Source organism: Actinoplanes sp. NPDC048791 (genome assembly GCF_040650095.1).
Classification (GTDB): Bacteria; Actinomycetota; Actinomycetes; order Mycobacteriales; family Micromonosporaceae; genus Actinoplanes.
Window position 1 is genome coordinate 1 of sequence record NZ_JBEZGQ010000072.1, and the last position, 16,518, is coordinate 16,518.

General features: G+C 69.6%; 17 protein-coding genes. 10 read left to right on the forward strand and 7 right to left on the reverse strand.

Translation table 11 applies throughout. The features are described 5' to 3' along the window. The first annotated feature begins 111 nt into the window (after nucleotides 1-111). Complete coding sequence (locus tag AB0C29_RS08445) at nucleotides 112-639, forward strand: hypothetical protein (RefSeq protein WP_360817064.1); 528 nt, start codon at nucleotides 112-114, stop codon at nucleotides 637-639. Nucleotides 640-663: 24 nt separating this feature from the next. Here AB0C29_RS08445 and AB0C29_RS08450 read toward each other — a convergent pair whose 3' ends face one another. Genes AB0C29_RS08450 through AB0C29_RS08465 form a run of 4 tightly spaced genes read right to left on the reverse strand, consistent with a single transcriptional unit; the run spans nucleotide 664 to nucleotide 3,999 of the window. Then, the gene (locus AB0C29_RS08450; RefSeq protein ID WP_360817067.1) at nucleotides 664-1,464 is read right to left on the reverse strand and encodes an ABC transporter ATP-binding protein; all 801 of its coding nucleotides are present in this window, start codon (nucleotides 1,462-1,464) and stop codon (nucleotides 664-666) included. Continuing rightward, a complete protein-coding gene (locus AB0C29_RS08455; protein WP_360817070.1) occupies nucleotides 1,457-2,254 on the reverse strand; it encodes an ABC transporter permease in 798 nt (265 codons plus the stop codon). Before AB0C29_RS08455 ends, AB0C29_RS08450 begins: the two co-directional genes overlap by 8 nt. Next, nucleotides 2,254-3,018, reverse strand: a complete 765-nt coding sequence (locus AB0C29_RS08460; protein WP_360817073.1) for an ABC transporter permease — start codon at nucleotides 3,016-3,018, stop codon at nucleotides 2,254-2,256. The genes AB0C29_RS08455 and AB0C29_RS08460 overlap by 1 nt, the downstream gene beginning before the upstream one ends. A 6-nt stretch (nucleotides 3,019-3,024) precedes the next feature. Beyond that, on the reverse strand, nucleotides 3,025-3,999 hold the full coding sequence (locus tag AB0C29_RS08465; RefSeq protein WP_360817076.1) for an ABC transporter substrate-binding protein: 975 nt from the start codon (nucleotides 3,997-3,999) through the stop codon (nucleotides 3,025-3,027). On the opposite strand from AB0C29_RS08465, the gene AB0C29_RS08470 reads away from it, so the two are divergent. From AB0C29_RS08470 to AB0C29_RS08485, 4 genes are read left to right on the forward strand one after another with little or no spacing between them, the layout of a single operon-like run. Next, the gene (locus tag AB0C29_RS08470; protein WP_360817079.1) at nucleotides 3,986-5,479 is read left to right on the forward strand and encodes a flavin-dependent oxidoreductase; all 1,494 of its coding nucleotides are present in this window, start codon (nucleotides 3,986-3,988) and stop codon (nucleotides 5,477-5,479) included. The two genes, AB0C29_RS08465 and AB0C29_RS08470, sit on opposite strands and share 14 nt — an antisense overlap. Next, the gene (locus AB0C29_RS08475; protein WP_360817082.1) at nucleotides 5,476-5,943 is read left to right on the forward strand and encodes a MarR family transcriptional regulator; all 468 of its coding nucleotides are present in this window, start codon (nucleotides 5,476-5,478) and stop codon (nucleotides 5,941-5,943) included. Before AB0C29_RS08470 ends, AB0C29_RS08475 begins: the two co-directional genes overlap by 4 nt. Beyond that, nucleotides 5,940-6,401, forward strand: coding sequence for a DUF3237 domain-containing protein (locus AB0C29_RS08480; RefSeq protein ID WP_360817084.1), 462 nt, complete (start codon nucleotides 5,940-5,942; stop codon nucleotides 6,399-6,401). Before AB0C29_RS08475 ends, AB0C29_RS08480 begins: the two co-directional genes overlap by 4 nt. An 18-nt stretch (nucleotides 6,402-6,419) precedes the next feature. Further along, on the forward strand, nucleotides 6,420-7,193 hold the full coding sequence (locus tag AB0C29_RS08485) for an AraC family transcriptional regulator (protein WP_360817087.1): 774 nt from the start codon (nucleotides 6,420-6,422) through the stop codon (nucleotides 7,191-7,193). Between the two features lie 28 nt (nucleotides 7,194-7,221). On the opposite strand, the gene AB0C29_RS08490 is transcribed toward AB0C29_RS08485, so the two are convergent. Further along, entirely contained in the window at nucleotides 7,222-8,391 is a 1,170-nt protein-coding gene (locus tag AB0C29_RS08490; protein ID WP_360817090.1) for a 4-hydroxybenzoate 3-monooxygenase, read from the reverse strand. Between the two features lie 149 nt (nucleotides 8,392-8,540). Here AB0C29_RS08490 and AB0C29_RS08495 point away from each other — a divergent pair, with 149 nt between their 5' ends. Continuing rightward, nucleotides 8,541-9,500 carry an AraC family transcriptional regulator gene (locus AB0C29_RS08495; RefSeq protein ID WP_360817093.1) on the forward strand — a complete coding sequence of 320 codons (960 nt, stop codon included), beginning with the start codon at nucleotides 8,541-8,543 and terminating at the stop codon, nucleotides 9,498-9,500. Between the two features lie 4 nt (nucleotides 9,501-9,504). Here AB0C29_RS08495 and AB0C29_RS08500 read toward each other — a convergent pair whose 3' ends face one another. Further along, nucleotides 9,505-11,124, reverse strand: a complete 1,620-nt coding sequence (locus tag AB0C29_RS08500) for a methyl-accepting chemotaxis protein (RefSeq protein ID WP_360817095.1) — start codon at nucleotides 11,122-11,124, stop codon at nucleotides 9,505-9,507. Nucleotides 11,125-11,317: 193 nt separating this feature from the next. Here AB0C29_RS08500 and AB0C29_RS08505 point away from each other — a divergent pair, with 193 nt between their 5' ends. Continuing rightward, complete coding sequence (locus tag AB0C29_RS08505; RefSeq protein WP_360817098.1) at nucleotides 11,318-11,653, forward strand: STAS domain-containing protein; 336 nt, start codon at nucleotides 11,318-11,320, stop codon at nucleotides 11,651-11,653. Between the two features lie 10 nt (nucleotides 11,654-11,663). Here the strand turns inward: AB0C29_RS08505 and AB0C29_RS08510 are convergent, their stop codons facing one another. Next, nucleotides 11,664-12,713 carry an NAD-dependent epimerase/dehydratase family protein gene (locus tag AB0C29_RS08510; RefSeq protein WP_360817101.1) on the reverse strand — a complete coding sequence of 350 codons (1,050 nt, stop codon included), beginning with the start codon at nucleotides 12,711-12,713 and terminating at the stop codon, nucleotides 11,664-11,666. Between the two features lie 118 nt (nucleotides 12,714-12,831). Between AB0C29_RS08510 and AB0C29_RS08515 the strand changes: the two genes are divergently transcribed. The 3 genes from AB0C29_RS08515 to AB0C29_RS08525 all read left to right on the forward strand — a co-directional run bounded on the left by AB0C29_RS08515 (nucleotide 12,832) and on the right by AB0C29_RS08525 (nucleotide 16,368). After that, a complete protein-coding gene (locus AB0C29_RS08515; RefSeq protein WP_360817104.1) occupies nucleotides 12,832-14,481 on the forward strand; it encodes an alpha-amylase family protein in 1,650 nt (549 codons plus the stop codon). A 149-nt stretch (nucleotides 14,482-14,630) separates the two neighbouring features. Continuing rightward, nucleotides 14,631-15,791 (forward strand): glutathione-independent formaldehyde dehydrogenase, encoded by a 1,161-nt coding sequence (locus AB0C29_RS08520; protein ID WP_360817107.1) that lies wholly within the window; start codon nucleotides 14,631-14,633, stop codon nucleotides 15,789-15,791. Between the two features lies 1 nt (nucleotide 15,792). Continuing rightward, entirely contained in the window at nucleotides 15,793-16,368 is a 576-nt protein-coding gene (locus AB0C29_RS08525) for a type 1 glutamine amidotransferase domain-containing protein (protein ID WP_360817110.1), read from the forward strand. Nucleotides 16,369-16,518 lie beyond the last annotated feature (150 nt).

A 16,518-nucleotide genomic window follows, 5' to 3' on the forward strand; every position in this document is an offset into this window, starting at 1 on the left:
TGGGCGCCCACTTCCAAGCCACCCTCGACCTCGTCGAAATGCTCGACTGGCTCCGCGCCGTACCCGACGGCCTTGATCTAAGAGACAGAACCTAGTCGTATCGGTACCTGGGTGGCCGTCGTGGTGGTGTTCGGCGGGCTGGCTGTGGTCGGCGGGCTCAACTGGGAGGGCTGGGACGGCCGGCGACCCGACGTCACCGGCCCCCGGCTGCTGGCCGAGGGCACGACCGGCGGCGCGAAATGGTCGGTGGTCCAGGTCCGGGAACGCACCTGGGGCGACTGCCTCTACCTGCGCCAGGGTGGCGCGACCGTGGAACGCACCTGCACCGAGTCCGGAGTCCTGCAGCACTACGAGCTCAGCGTCCGCACGCTCCGCGGCACCACCGCCCCGATCCTGTTCGGCATGCTTCCCGCGGCGGCTGCCCGGGCCGAGGTGGCCGCGGACGGCGGCGATATTCAGGACCGGTTCCGTAAGGCCGGCCTGGTGCCTCTCGAGGTCCGCAGCTTCGGCGGATCCGGGCGCTTCGTGGTGCAGGCGGCACCACCCGGCCCGGACTGGGCCGGCAGGAACTCGGTGCCGATCGGCGTCCGAGACGCGGCCGACCGGCCACTCACCCCCCGCGACCGCCGCCCCCGGTAGGCTCCCGTGCCCGCTCGTGGACCTTCACCCCCGGACGGCCGGCCTGCGCTTGGCCTGTTGGATCTGCTCGTAGACGTGGGTCCGCAGCTGGGTGAACCGGGGCAGGGCCCGCGTGGTGAGCTGATCGCGCTCCGCCGGGAGGTCGATCACGAGGTCCTCCTGCACCCGGGTCGGTGAGTTCGACAGGACGAGGACACGCTGGCCCAGATACACCGACTCGTCGATGTCGTGCGTCACGAAGACCGTCGAGATCCCGCGGGTCGCGTGCAGCTCGCGTACGAGATCCTCCAGGTCTGCCCGGGTCTGAGCGTCCACCGCGGCGAAGGGCTCGTCCATGATGAGCACCTCGGGCTGGTACGCGATGGCGCGGGCGATCGCCACGCGTTGCTGCATTCCGCCGGAGAGCTGCCACGGATGGCTACGCGTGGCCTCGGGCAGCCCGACCGCCTCGATGGCGTCGGTGACTATCCGGTCGCGTACGGCGCGGGAGAGCTTCTTGTGGCGCAGCGGCAGTTCGACGTTGCCCCGGACCGTCAGCCACGGGTACAGGCTGCGGCCGTACTCCTGAAAGACCACGGCCATGGCCGGGCTCGGACCCGTCACCGGCGATCCGTCCATCTCCATGCGGCCGCTCGTCGGCCGGAGCAGTCCGGCCAGGCATTTCAGGAGCGTGGTCTTTCCGCATCCGGACGGCCCGACGATGCACACCAGCTCGCCGTGATTCATCGTGAAACTGAGGTCCCCGATCGCCTCGACGTCGCCCGTGGTGGTGGCATAGACCTTCCGCAGGTGCTCGACCCGCAGCAGAGGGCTCCCGTCAGGCACGGGTGATCTCCTTCATTCCGTGGTACCAGCGCAGCAGGTGGCGCTCGGCGAGACCGAAGAGCACGGCGAGGGCGACGCCGATGAGGCCGAGCAGGAGGATGCCGCTCCACATCTCGGCGATGAGATAGTTCCGCTGGAAGTAGGCGATCCGGTAGCCGAGGCCGGAGGACGACGCGAACATCTCCGAGATGACCATGAGGATCAGGGCCACCGAAAGCGCTTGCCGTGCGCCGGTCATGATGCGCGGACTCGCCGCCGGGAGCACCAGCAACCACAGCCGTTCCCACCGGGAGATCCGGAACGAGTCCGCGGTTTCCACCATCACGCTGTCGGTTGCCCGCACGCCCTCGATCGTGTTCAGCAGGATCGGCCAGATCGCACCGGACACGATGACGACCACCTTCATCGTGTCGGTGATGCCGAGCAGGAGCATCGCCACCGGGATCAGCACCGGCGGCGGAATCGCCCGGAAGAACTCCAGCAGGGGTTCGAGGGTTTCGCGCAGCCGGCGGGACCGGCCGATCGTGACACCGGCGGCGACGCCGAGAATGATCGACACGACGATGCCGAGGGCGAGCCGGTAAAGGCTCGGCAGGACGTCGTCGACGAACGCCGGGCCGATCCAGACCTGCCGGAACGCGTCGAGGATCGGGAGCGGACCGACGAAGAACCGGTTCGTCGAGGTGGTCGACCAGACGCCCCAGAGCACCACGGTCAGGAAGGGAAGCCCGAAGGCGAACAGAAGGTTCGCGGCGGTCCTGGCGCCGGGGCCGCGTGGACGCGTGGTCATCAGGCCTCCTCCGAGCGCACCGACTGGTGCCAGGCCAGCGATCGGCGTTCGACGAAGCGGAACACGACGTTCACCAGGAGACCCAGAATTCCGGTGACCACGACCAGGCCGTACAGGCCGACAGCGTCTCCCGCGGAGCGGGAGAGCTCGATCGAGCGCCCGATGCCGGGATTGCCGATCACCATCTCCGCGGTGATGGCCAGGATGAGGGCGACCGCCGCGGCGAGCCGCAGACCTGTCATCAGGTACGGCAGAGCGGTCGGCAGCACGAGATATCTCAGCCGCTCGCGACGGGTGAGACCGAAACTCCGGGCGGTGTCCCGCGCCACGGTGTCGATGTCGGCGACACCGTAGATGACCTGCACGAAAACCTGCCAGAACGCGGCGTAGACGATGATGACGAGCGCGGCGCGCATCTGCAGGCCGAACATCAGGACGGCCAGGGGGATCAGCGCGACCGACGGTACGGGCCGCAGGAACTCGACCATCGTGTGTGTCGCGCGACGCAGGAACGGCACCATCCCGACCGCTGTGCCCAGCACGACCGCGGCGAGCGTCGCCAACGCCAGCCCGATCGCCCACGAGGTCATGGTGAGTCGGAGCCGCCGCCAGAAGGCCAGGTCTCGGGTCTCCTGGAAGAGCCAGGCGAACACGTCCGTGGGGTACGGCAGGTACTGCGGGTCCACCAGCCCCAGCATCGGGATCAGTTGCCAGACGACGGCGAACCCGAGCAGGCCGATGGCGCCCAGCAGAACCTTGCGCACTGCCGGCTACTGCTGCTGGATGAGGCGGTCGAAGTCGGGCTGCCGTTCGAGCACGCCGTACTTCTGGGCCAGGGTCGCCAGTTGCTCCAGGCCGGCCCGGTCGAGCTGCCACCCGAAGGCCGGCAGCCGTACGGAATCGGCGACCGCGTCCGGCAGCTTGAGGTTGTCCTTGATGGCCTGACGAAGGCTCGCCTCGTTGGCCGGATCCTCGGCCCAGGTGAGCGTTTCCTTCATGGCCGTGGAGAAATTGGTGACCAGCGCGGCGTCGGAGTCTCGCAGCTTGTTCGACGTGATCGTCGTGAGGGTCGCGAGGCCGGGGATCGTGGCTTGATACGGCGCGACCACCACTTTGTCGCCGCGCTTGCGGAGCTGGGTGATGAACGGTTCGGTCACCCAGGCGGCGTCGATGTTGCCGGCCTCGAGCTGGGCCGGGGCGTCCGGGAAAGCAACCTCGACAAACTTGACCTTGGCCGGGTCGCCGCCGTCCTTCTCGACCGCTGCCATGATCGTGACATCGCCGGCCGCACCGAGGCTGTTGACGGACACTTTGCGTCCCGCGAGCTGGGCCGGCCGGGTGATGCCGGATTTCGCCGAGGCCACCACCGCATTGATGTCGTCACCGTCGGCGTAGGACGATGCATAGTTGCCGACGATCACGACACCGAGGTTCTGCAGATCGGCCCGGAACGGACCGAACGGCTGGCCGATGGCGAAATCGATGTCACCGTTGATCAGCGCCGGAATGGCCTGCGCGCCGCCCTGTGCGGGCAGGACCTCCACCTCGAGTCCTTGCTTGCGGAAGGTGCCCGCCTTGATGCCGGCCCACAGCGCGGCGGTCTCACTGATGGGCAGGGCCGCCACGCGGACCTTGCGCAGTCCGCTGCTGGCCCCGGCGGACGGAGTGGTGGCATCGGAATCCGTGCACCCGGTCAGGGTGAGCACGATGCCGGCGAGGACAGCAAGGGCGGTGATCTTCTTCATGACGAGCCCTTCCGTGGGCGACGTTGGCACACCCGGAGAAGTCGACGTGGCCGGCGCGGCGATGGCGCCGGGGGACCGCGCTGATCAGCGTCGGGCAGAAGGCATAGATTGTCAAGAATGTAATTCGGGCCCCGGCACAACGATTCCGGTAGCGCCGACTTTGTTGCCGGAAACCCTTGACGCGGCGACACTTTTGTCACAAAACTGTGCCATTGGTGGGTGTGGCGAAAGGAGCGACGACGTGGCGATCGTGATCGCGGGCGCCGGTATCGGTGGCCTCACCGCCGCGCTCAGCCTGCATCAGGCCGGATTTCGTGACATCGCCGTCTATGAGCGCGCGACCGCGCTGGGCCCGCTCGGCGTCGGGATCAATCTGCTTCCGCACGCCGTCCGTGAGCTCACCGAGCTGGGCCTCGGCGAACGCGTGGAAAGGCTGGGCGTCGCGCCCGGCACGCTGGCCTATTACAACCGGCACGGGCAGCCGATCTGGAGCGAGCCGCGCGGCCTGGCCGCCGGATACCGCTGGCCGCAGCTGTCTGTGCACCGCGGGCGGTTCCAGCTGGAACTTCTCGCGGTGGTGCGGGAACGGCTGGGTGCCGGCGCGGTGCGCACCGGGCACCGGCTCGTCAGCGCCGGCGACGGCGTCGCGCGCTTCGAGACAGCCGCCGGGGAGGTCAGCGTGGAGGGCGACCTGATCGTCGGGGCGGACGGCATCCACTCGGCGCTGCGCCGGCAGCATCAGCCCGGCGAAGGACCACCGGTCTGGAACGGGCTCACCCTGTGGCGAGGGACGGCGCGGGCACCCGGATTCCTGGACGGGCGAACCATGATCATGGCGGGGGACGGGGAACAGAAGTTCGTCGCGTACCCGATCGGTCCTGACCTGATCAATGTCGTCGCGGAGCGACGCGGTCCCGGTTTCGCCGGGACGGACGCGGACTGGAATCAGCCGGTCGATCCCGCGCCGATCATCTCGCTCTTCCAGGAGTGGCGTTTCCCGTGGCTCGATGTGCCGGCGCTGCTGAGCGCCACCGACGAGATCCTGGAATACCCCATGGTGGACCGGGATCCGATCGACAGGTGGACCCACGAGAACACGACGCTGCTGGGGGACGCGGCGCACCCGATGTATCCGAACGGCTCCAACGGGGCGTCGCAGGCGATCCTGGACGCCCGGACGCTCGCCTTCCACCTCGCCACCGCGCCGGCGGTCCGGCAGGCGCTCGACGCCTACGAGGCCGACCGGCGTCCCGCGACCACCGCGCTGGTGCTGAGCAACCGGCGACAGGGCCCGGAACACGTGATGGTGCTCGCCCACGAGCGCGCGCCGGCCGGCTTCGACCACATTCACGACGTCATCCCGCCGGACGAGCTCACCGAGATCGCCACCGGATACAAGAAAGCGGCCGGATTTCTCCCGTCCGCTCTCAACGAACGCGCTTCCCTGACGCCGACAGAGTTCTCGGGCATCCTGCCGTGACCTCCCAGGAAGCGACCGGGCTGGACGCGGCCCGGCTGGCGTCGGTGATCTCGCCGCTGCGCCGGACGCTGCTCGCCGCCGCCCGGGCCGCGGAGCACCTGCCGGAGATCCCGGACGCGCAGATCGAGATCATCCGGGCCCTGCCCCGGGGTACGGTGGCCGCCCCCGGCGAGCTCGCCGAACGACTCCGCCTGAGCCGCTCGACGGTCAGCAATCTGCTCACCGCGATGGAGGCCGACGGTCTCGTCGAGCGCCGCCCCCGTCCCGGCAGCAACCGTCACGTCGACGTCGTCGCCACCGCGAAGGCCCTCGACCTGTTCGACCGCTTCGACCTCGCCAGCGGAAACCTGGTCGCCCGCGCGGTGGCCACCCTGCCGGAAGGGGACCGGGCAGCCTTGGCCGCCGCGGTGCCGGCGCTCGAACGGCTGCGCGACGCCCTCACCCAGACCAAGGACGTGCCATGAGGGCGCCGGCGCCCGGTCTGGAGCCCGCGTTCGAGGTGGAGGCCCGGATCGGCGCGCTGGAGGACCACGGGGTGACCCGCGCCGGTCATCGGCGCGTCGTGCCGATCACCGGCGGCCGGGTCACCGGCCTCTTCACGGCCGACATCCTTCCCGGCGGCGCCGACTGGCAGCTGGTCCGCCCCGACGGCGCGATCGAGATCGACACCCGCTATTCGGCGCGCACCGCCGACGGTGGCCACGTCTACATCCGTACGTTCGGCGTCCGCAGCGGCCGCCCGGAGGTCCTCGAAGCGTTGCTCCGGGGCGACGCGGTTGACCCGTCCGACTACTACTTCCGCCTGGGCGTACGACTGGAGACCTCGGTGCCGGCGCTGGCCGCCCTGGAGCAGAGCGTCTTCATCGCGTCCGCGATCCGCGAGGCCGACCGGGTGCGCTACGCCGCCTACCGGGTCACGTAGCCGGTAAGTTGGTGAGCCGTGCCGGAAACCCGCCAACCTGTCGCGCTGCTGGAGGACATACCGCGCGGTGCCGGCCGGCTGCCGCACGGCTTCCAGATGGACCTGCACTCGCACGGCCAGGGACAGCTGGTGTACGCCGCGACCGGCGCCCTGGCGACCACCACCGAGCGGGGGACCTGGGTGGCGCCGGCCAACCGGGTCACCTGGACGCCACCCGGTTTCCAGCACGCTCACCGCTTCTACGGCGAGACCGACGTGCGTCTCGTCGCGATCCCGGTCGACCTGTGCGGCGAGCTGGTGACGCACCCCAGCGTGTTCGCGGTCAGTCCCGTGCTCCGTGAGGTCCTGCTGGCCCTGACCGACCGGCCGGAGACCCGCCCGGGCGCGTACGAGCGGTTGCGTGCCGTGGCCATCGACGAACTCGTCGACACCCCCGAGCAGTCCCTGCACCTACCCGAACCGGCCGACGACCGGCTGCGCGCCGTCACCGACCGCCTGCACGTCGACCCCGGCCACAACGCGACCCTGGCCGAGCTGGGCCGGGCTGTGGGGGCGAGTGAGCGCACGCTCAGCCGGCTGTTCCACGCGCAGCTCGGCATGAGCTTCCACCGCTGGCGCACCATCCTGCGGATCCACCACGGCCTGATCCATCTCACCGGCGGCCGCTCGGTCACCGAGACCGCCACCATCTGCGGCTGGTCGAACCCGACCAGCTTCATCGAGGCGTTCACCGAGGTCATCGGCCAGACCCCGGGCCGGTATCAGGCGGATCTGCGCCATGAGCTCAAGTGAGCCAGGCCCGGACCGGCTTGATCGCCTTTCAGGCGATGCCGGAGGTGAGCTCACTGAAAACCCGGTTCGCCGCCTCGGACTCGAATTGGCGGCGCAGTTCCGCCCGGGCCACCTGCTTGCGGAACTCGCCCTCATAGGACGCGTCGCCGGCGTTGTGCATGAGATCGGTGATCCAGGTGGCGAAAGCCTGGTAGTTCCACACGTGCTGCAGGCAGGTCTCGGAATAGGCGTCGAGCGGACCCGGATCGCCGTCCTGGACCTGCGCGATCACGGCCCGGGCGAACGTCTCGGCGTCGAACAGGGCCAGGTGGATGCCTTTGGCGCTCATGGGCGGGACGATGTGCGCGGCGTCGCCCAGCAGATAGACCCGGCCGTGGCGCATCGGGTCATGGACGACGCTGCGCAGCTCGACGATCTCCTTGCTGAGGATGTCGCCGCGGCCCAGCGACCGGCCGACGCGAGCCTCCAACTCGTCCCAGACCCGTTCGTCGGGCCACTGCGCGACCGTGTCCTCGACCGGGCACTGCAGGTAGATGCGGCTGTGCTCGGCGCCCCGGGGAATCAGGCCGGCCAGTCCGCGGGTGTGGATGGCCATGCCGGACGTGGTGCCGGGCACCGCGGCCAGAACGCTCAGCCAGGAGTACTTGAACTCGTACGAATACCGGGTGAGCGCGCCGGCCGGGATGCTGGCCCGGGTGATCCCGTGGTCACCGTCGCAGCCGGCGACGTAGTCACAGCGGATGAGCACCGTCGCGCCGCTGCTGTCCCGGTAGCGCACTGCCGGGTTCGAGCCGGCGATGTCCATCAGCGCGACCTCGGCCTCGTAGCAGATCTCCCCGCCCTCGCGCAGAAAAATGTCGGCGAGCCGGCGGACGAGGACCTGCTGCGGAATGAAGATGCTCTCGTTGTCGTCTTCTTCGATTTCGATCGGCATCGCCTGACCGTCGATGAAGAAGTCGCCCTGCACCTCGGCAGTGGGGCCGGCGTCCAGCACCTCCGCCAGCCCCCACTGCCGGAACAACCGCACCCCGCGCGTATCGAGTGTCCCGGCCCGCTGCCGCGCCTCGACGTATGCGCGCTCACGGCGCTCGAGAATGATGCAGTCGATGCCGTTCCGCCGCAGGAAGTTGCCGACCGTGAGACCGGCCACTCCCGCCCCGACAATGACGACCGCAGTGTGCTTCTCTGCCTTGACCATGGGGCCACTATCAGCGCTCAACCCGCTGGCTACCACCGGTGATCGTCCGTTCGATGCCGGAAACCCGCCAAGGTTGCGCCGTTGACAAGGCCGGGTGGCGACCTCGGACACGCCGTCGCGGCGTGGTGGCGGCCGGTAGTGTTGGGTGGGTGCCAGCCATCAAAATGACCACGTCAGACGTGGACGAGGCCCGCACCATGTTGGGCAAGCATTTCTACTCGAACTCTCTTGAGGTCCTGTCGCCGCATCCCTGGACCGCTGCCTTCGACATCACCTCCGCCGGCGTGATCACCCTCGGGGATCTGCGGTTCGGAGCCGATGTGCGGATCAACTTCGGTGAGCTCGGGGCCTACCACGTCGACGTGCCGCTCTCCGGCGAGTTGGCGTGGCGCCAAGGGCGTGGCGATGCGATGGTGGCCACCCCGGGCAGCGCCGCGGTGTTCCAGCCCGCCGGCGACACCACGCTGGAGCGTTGGCAGGGCGACTGCCGTCTGCTGGCGGTGAAGATCGACCGTGAGGCCCTGGAGCGCGAGCTGGCCCGGATGCTCGACGAACCGGTCGGCCCACCCGTGCGGCTGGCCCCGGAGCTGGACATCTCCCGTGGGCCCGGGGCGACCTGGCTGCGGCTGGCCCGGCTGCTCGCCGCCGACGCCGCCGAGGAGCAGGGCCTCATCCGGCACCCCGTCCTGGGCCGGCAGCTGATGGAGAGCCTGGTCAGCGGGCTCCTGCTCGCCGCGCCACACAACTACCGCGACGCGCTGGACAACCACCGCTCCGGACTGGCTGCCCCTCGGGCCGTACGGCGTGCGGTGGAGGCCGTGCGCGCCGACGCCGCTCGGTCGTTCACGGTCGCCGACCTCGCGCAGATCGCCGGGGTCAGCTCGCGCTCCTTGCAGGACGGCTTCCAGCGCTACCTGGGCACGTCACCCATGGCTTATCTGCGTGAGGTCCGGCTGGCCCTCGCGCACCAGCAACTGCGAGAGGCCGGACCCGAGCAGACCTCGGTCACCGAGATCGCCTACCGGTGCGGCTTTGTGCACCTGGGCCGGTTCGCCGCCGTCTACCGCCGCCGGTACGGCGTATCCCCGTCCCAGACCCTGCGCGGCTGACCGGTCAGTAACGGAACTGGCCGACCAGTGTCCGCAGGTCCGAGGACATCCGTCCCACCTCGTCGGAGGCCTGCTGCGACTGGGCGACCCCCTCGCTGGTCAGCCGGGCCGACTCGGCGACACTGGTGATGGTCGCGGCGATGTCGCCGGTGCCGGTGGCGGCCTCAGCGACGCTGCGGTTCATCTCGGCGGTGGTGGCGGTCTGTTCCTCGACCGCGGAGGCGATCGTGGTCTGGAAATCGCTGATCCGGGCGATGACCCGGGTGATCTCCTCGATGGAGGCGACCGCGCCGCTGGTGTCGGCCTGGATGGCTTCGACCCGGCGGGAGATGTCCTCGGTGGCCCGGGAGGTCTCCTGAGCCAGGTCTTTGACCTCGGAGGCGACGACAGCAAAGCCTTTGCCCAGCTCGCCGGCCCGGGCGGCCTCGATGGTGGCGTTGAGGGCGAGCAGGTTGGTCTGTTCCGCGATCGAGGTGATGACCTTGATGACGTTGCCGATCTCCGCGGAGGACTCACCGAGCTTGCCCATGGTGGCTGACGTCGCCGCGGCTGCCGCGACCGCCTCGGCCGCGACGCCGGCCGCTTCCGTGGCGTTGTGGGAGATCTCGCGGATGGAGGCGCCCATCTCCTCGCTGCCCGCGGACACGGTATCGACGCTGCGCGCGATCTGCTCCGCCGCGGCCGAGACGGTCTCCGCCTTCGCGGAGGTCTCCTGGGCGGTGGCGAGAACGTGCGCCGCGACGTTGTTCATCTCCTCCGACGCGCCGGCGAGCGAGGTGGCGGAACCGTCGATGGTGGTGACGGTCCCGCGCAGCCGAACCAGCGCGGCATCGAGCGCCTGACCCATCCGGCCGGGCTCGTCGGTGGTGTGCAGCCCGGTGGTGCGGGTCAGATCCCCGGCTGCCAGACCGTCGCAGACCTCGCGGACCCGGTCGAGCGATTGCACGATCCGCTGCGCCACCCACAGCCCGAGCCCCAGCGCGAGCAGGAGCCCCACCCCCAGAAGCACGATCGACTGCGTGCGGCTGGAGTGGTAGCCGGCCCGGGCTGCTGCGGCCGCGCGGGCCGCGTCGGCCGACTCCGCGGCGCCCAGTTCGCCGGTCATCCGGGCAAGGTCAGTGACCAGCGGTTCGATCTCGGCGTCGCGGGTCTGCTGCCAGGCGGTGACGTCGTGACGCTCCCCGGCCGGGATCTGCTTGCCCTGGGCCACCTCGACGTACGACGCCCAGGTCGCCTCCAGCTCGCTGATCAGGGCGGGATCGCCGGCCGGATTGCTGCTGCGATAGGCCGCGAGCGCCGCGGTCATCGCTTCGAGGTCCGCCTCGAACGCCTTCCGGTACTTTGCCCGCGTCGGGACGTCCTGCGAGATGATGTGGTTGGCGAGGTCGATCCTGACCTGCCGGGTCGCGCCCCGGACATCACTGATGGCGGTCACGCTCGCCACGTTGCTGCGGTAGATCGAGTCGGCCGCGCCGGCGGCGGCACTGAGCGACCGCAGCCCCAGCAGCCCGACCGTCATTGCCACGAGCATCGCGATCAGGATGGCGAGCAGGATCTTCACCCGGACGCCGAGGTTCGCGAAGGATCGCCGCCCCGCCCCGGATGTCGCTGTCGTCGTGCTCAAGGAAATCGCCTCCGGCTGGGAAGGGGCTGTCGGGGTTCCCATGACACCAGCAACTCGTGATGCTCCCGGCCTGACCAGGAGTAACGCCGGCGAATAGCTGCCGGAAAGGGACTTCACCAGCGGTTTCCGGCCAGCCGGCCGATCCGGCGCGGCCTAGATTGACGCGGCGGACCAAGCGGACGGGGTACGGGCAGTGGAGATCACCACAGTGGCCACGCGCGACAGACCGCGAGTGGTGCGGGTGGCTGTGCACGGCGATATCGACGCCGGCACCGCCCCGCTGCTGGAGGCCGCACTGCTGGAGGCGCTGGACCGAGGGCAGGACCGGCTGGAGGTTGACCTGGCCGGGGTGAGCCACTTCTCCTGCGCCGGGCTCGTCGTGCTGCTGCAGGCCGCCGAGCGCTGCCGCGGCGACTTCGTGGTGGTGCGGACGGCCGCTGCGGTGCGCCGGCTGCTGCGCGTACTCGAACCGCCGCTGCTGTTCACACCTGCGGGTGACACCGACACTGCGGCGGATCTGCGTCTTTAGGGCTGGGCGATCACGAGGCGCCGCGGGCGACGAAGACGTCCCGGGCGGCGTGGTACGCGCCGACGATCCGGGTGAGCACGGCCTCGGTGTCCGGGTCCGGCCTGGTGGTCTCGGGATGGTCCCGGCGCCACTGGACCATCCGCGACGCCGCGCGGTGGAAGGTCAGCCGGGGGAAGAAGCCCGGCACGAAGGTACGGATCTTCGTGGTGTCGAAGGTCGCGCTGTGTCCGATGTCGCCGACCATCTCACCTGACCAGAACCACGCGGGGGCGACCAGGGGGAACATCTCCGAGGCGACGTGGACCAGCCGGGGTGCCACACCCAGCGCCTCGGCGATGATCGTGTAGATCTGGTCCCAGGTGTAGACGTCGGGGCTGGTGACGTTGAACGTCTCGCCGATCGCCCGCGGGTTGCCGAGCAGGCCGACCAGCCCCTGCGCGAAGTCGTCGGCGTGCGTGAGGGTCCACAGCGAGGTGCCGTCGCCGTGCACCGGTATCTCTTCGCCGCGGGCGATCCGGTCGACGACGGTCCAGCCGCCGGGCAACGGCGGGCTGGCGTCGTCGTAGGTGTGCGACGGCCGGACCACGGTCAGCGGGAAGCCTTGTGTCACGTGCGCGTCCTGGAGCGCCTGCTCGGTGCGCCATTTGGCGGTGGCGTAGTCGAGGGCCGGGTTCGGCGCGGTCGGCGTCGACTCGGAGATCGGTAGCTGCCGCACCGGTTTGGCGTAGATCGAGGCGGAGCTGATGTGCACGTACTGACGGGTCCGGGGGCCGAACAACGTCACCATCCGGCGCGCGTCGTCGGGGTCGTAGGACAGGAAGTTGACGACGGCGTCGAAGGTGCGGTCGCCGATCGCCGCGAGCAGCGCGTCGTCGTCGGTGACGTCGGCGATCAGCTTCTCGGCTCCCTCGGGCAGTCCTCGCTCCTGGCTGTCTCGGCCGCGGTTGACCACCGTGACGCGCATGCCGGTCTCCACCGCCAGGCGAACGCAGGACGCGCTGATCGTTCCGGTTCCGCCGAGGTACAGCACGCGCAGCGGCGCGGAGTCCTGGTGCACCATGGTTTCTCCCCTCGGCATTGGCAATGATGCCAATCGACGTCGACAGGGAGAAACGGTAATCCTGTGTGGGTGTTCGAAATGGATTTCGTCCGGGTGCATCCGGCCGCCGGTGGCGACGGTGGCTGAGCGCTGGTACCGCAACGGTGTCATCTACAACTTCGATGTAAGGGCGTTCCAGGACTCCAACGGTGACGGCGTCGGTGACCTGCGTGGCCTGATCAGCCGGATCGACTACCTCGGCCGGCTCGGCGTGACGACGCTGTGGTTGAGCCCCGTGCACCCCAGCCCGTGGCGTGACGGCGGGTACGACGTCACCGATCACTACAACATCGACCCGTCCCTCGGCAGCCTCGGTGACTTCGCCGAACTGATGAACGTCGCCGACGAGCGTGGGCTGCGGATCATGCTCGACCTCGTGCTGAACCACACCAGCGACGAGCATCCGTGGTTCAGGTCGGCCTGCTCCGATCCGCGTTCGAAGTACCGCGATTGGTACGTCTGGTCCGAGCAGGAGCCGCCGGACCGCAGCGAGGGCATGGTCTTCCCGGGGGTGCAGCAGACGACGTGGACCTACAGCGACCAGGCCGGTGCCTGGTACCACCACCGGTTCTACGACTTCCAGCCCGATCTCAACATCGCCAACCCGGATGTACGCGAGGAACTCGCCAAAATCGTGTCGTTCTGGGAGCGGCTCGGGGTGAGCGGATTCCGCATCGACGCCGCGCCCTTCGTGATAGAACGCACCGAGCCCGGGGGCGACCCGGAGAACCGCGACTACTCGGTACTCACCGAGCTGCGGGAACGGATGTCCTGGCGGCGGGGCGACGGGGTCTTCCTCGCCGAGGCCAACGTGCCCAACGACGACCTGATCCGCTTCTTCGGCGATGCGGACGGGGCGGCGAACCGGCTGCAGATGCTGTTCGCGTTCCGGCTCAATGAGGCAATGATGCTGTCTCTGGCCCGGCAGGATTCCGAACCGGTCGTCGAGGCCCTGGAAACGCTGCCCCGGCTGCCCCGGCACGGGCAATGGGCCACGTTCCTGCGCAACCACGACGAGGTCGACCTGTCACAACTGCGGGAGTCCGAGCGGCAGGAGGTCTTCGCCGCCTTCGGCCCCGAACGCCGCCAGCAACTGTACGGCCGGGGAATCCGTCGCCGGCTGGCCACGATGCTCAACGGCGGCCGGCGCCGGCTGCGGATGGCGCACAGCCTTCTGTTCACCATGCCCGGCACCCCGGTGCTGCGCTACGGCGACGAGATCGGCATGGGCGAGGATCTGCGGCTGCCGGAGCGGGACGCGATCCGGACGCCCATGCAGTGGTCGGCCACCGCCAACGCGGGGTTCAGCACCGCCCCGGCGCACGACCTGGTCCGCCCGGTGATCAGCGACGGCCCGTGTTCCTACGAACAGGTGAACGTGACCGACCAACGCCGGCAGCCGGACTCGTTGCTGGTGTGGTTCGAACGGATGTTGCACACCAGACGCGAATGCGGCGAGATCGGCGTCGGCGACCACCAGGTGATCCGCGTCGAGCCGGCGCACGTGTTCGCGCACCGCGCCGACGCACCCAGCGGCTCCATCGTGTTCCTGCACAACCTGAGCGACCGTCCGGCCCGGATCAAGCTGCCGGTGCAACCCGACGCGGACAGCGAGCCGGTGGAGGTGTTCAGCGACCGCGAGTACGCAGATCTCGACCTGCACGATCTCGAGCTCGACGGCTTCGGCTACCGCTGGATACGGCTACGGCGTACGCACCTGTACCACTGACCCGTCCCGGTCTCGCCGGTCTCACCGGTCGCCGGCCGCGGCCGGCGAGATCGGCAATTCTGCCAATATCGGCCGGCGCGACCGGTCACGTGTAATGAAGAACCCGGTCCGGCCCGGAGCGTGGGACAAATCTGCGACGAGGAGGCAGCGTGAAGGCAGTGGTCTACGAGGCGCCGCGGCAGGTGAGCGTCAAGGAAGTGCCGGACGCGCGGATCGAGCGGCCGACCGACGTCCTGGTACGGATCACGTCGGCGAACATCTGCGGCTCGGATCTGCACATGTACGAAGGCCGGACCGACTTCGAGCCCGGCCGCTGGTTCGGGCACGAGAACATGGGTCAGGTGATCGAGGTCGGTGACGGCGTCGACAAGGTCCGGGTGGGCGACTGGGTGGTCCTGCCGTTCAACATCGCTTGCGGGCACTGCAAGAACTGCGAGCGTCAGCTCACGAACTACTGCCTGACCGCCCAGCCGGAGCCGAACATGGCCGGCGCCGCGTACGGCTTCGCCGACATGGGCCCGTACGGCGGAGGGCAGGCCGAGCTGCTGCGCGTGCCCTGGGGTGACTTCAACTGCCTGCGGCTGGGGGAGGACGCCGAGCAGCGCCAGACCGACTACGTGATGCTCGCCGACATCTTCCCCACCGGCTACCACGCCACCGAGATGGCCGGCGTGCAACCCGGCGACCAGACGGTCATCTACGGCGCCGGACCGGTCGGTCTGATGGCCGCCCTCTCGGCGACCATCCGAGGGGCGGGCAAGGTGATGGTCGTCGACCGGCACCCCGACCGGCTCCGGCTGGCCGAGTCGATCGGCGCGATCGCCATCGACGACTCGAAGGTCGACCCCGTGCAGGCGGTTCTCGACGAGACGATGGGGCTGGGCGCGGACAACGGTTGCGAGTGCGTCGGCTACCAGGCGCACGAACCCGACGGCCAGGAGCGGGCCAACCTGACGATGAACCGGCTGGTCGCCTCGGTGCGCTTCACCGGGAAGATCGGCAACGTCGGCGTCTTCGTCCCGCAGGACCCAGGGGCCGGCGACGAACTGGCGAAGCAGGGCAAGCTCGCCTTCGACTACGGCCTGTTCTGGTTCAAGGGCCAGCACATCGGCAGCGGCCAGGCGCCGGTCAAGAAGTACAACCGCCAGTTGCGCGACCTCATCGCCGGGGGCAAGGCCGAGCCGTCCTTCATCGTCAGCCACGAGCTGCCCCTCGACCGTGCGCCGGAGGCCTACGAGCACTTCGACCGACGGGACGAAGGCTGGACGAAGGTTGTTTTGCACCCGGCGATGGCGGGGGCCGGTGCCTGACATGGCGGGAGAGCTGAACGGACGCCGGGTCGCCATTCTCGCGGCCGACGGGGTGGAACGGGTCGAGCTGGAGCAGCCGCGGCAGGCGCTGGAGGACGCCGGCGCCCGTACCGTCGTCGTCTCCATCACCGGCGGCGAGATCCAGGCGCGCAAGAACGACCTCGAGGACGCCGGCACCTTCGCGGTCGACCAGTTGGTCGGCGCGGCGTCGGTCGACGACTATGAGGCGCTGCTCCTGCCGGGTGGGACGGTGAACCCGGACAAGCTGCGGATGGAGCCCGCGGCGGTGCAGTTCGTCCGGGACTTCGTCCGGTCGGGCAAGCCCGTGGCGTCGATCTGCCACGGCCCGTGGAACTTCGTCGAGGCCGACGTCGCGCGCGGCCGTCGGCTGACCTCGTGGCCCAGCGTGCGCACCGACCTGCGCAACGCCGGGGCGGAGGTGGTCGACGAGCAGGTCGTCACCGACGGCAACATCACGACGAGTCGCTCGCCCGATGACCTGCCGGCGTTCTGCGAGCGCATCGTGCAGGAGTTCGCTCGGGCCCCGCAGTCCGCCGGTGCGGGAGGTCAGGCATGACCTCGTCGATCAGCAGTGCCGCGTCCCTCGCCGCCCGTGCCGCCGGGACCGTCGTCCGCCACGTGCGGACGGCCGTCAACCCGTCCGGTGCCCGCCCGGCAGGCGCCGGCCAGCCGGCGTCCGGGTGGCTTGTCGTCACCGTGTTCGTCG

Bases quoted from the DNA above. Each gene is read 5' to 3' on its own strand.
- AB0C29_RS08455 (WP_360817070.1), bottom strand. From the start codon at position 2,254: ATGACCACGCGTCCACGCGGCCCCGGCGCCAGGACCGCCGCGAACCTT.
- AB0C29_RS08465 (WP_360817076.1), bottom strand. From the start codon at position 3,999: ATGAAGAAGATCACCGCCCTTGCTGTCCTCGCCGGCATCGTGCTCACC.
- AB0C29_RS08480 (WP_360817084.1), top strand. From the start codon at position 5,940: ATGAGGGCGCCGGCGCCCGGTCTGGAGCCCGCGTTCGAGGTGGAGGCC.
- AB0C29_RS08490 (WP_360817090.1), bottom strand. From the start codon at position 8,391: ATGGTCAAGGCAGAGAAGCACACTGCGGTCGTCATTGTCGGGGCGGGA.
- AB0C29_RS08510 (WP_360817101.1), bottom strand. From the start codon at position 12,713: ATGGTGCACCAGGACTCCGCGCCGCTGCGCGTGCTGTACCTCGGCGGA.
- AB0C29_RS08525 (WP_360817110.1), top strand. From the start codon at position 15,793: ATGGCGGGAGAGCTGAACGGACGCCGGGTCGCCATTCTCGCGGCCGAC.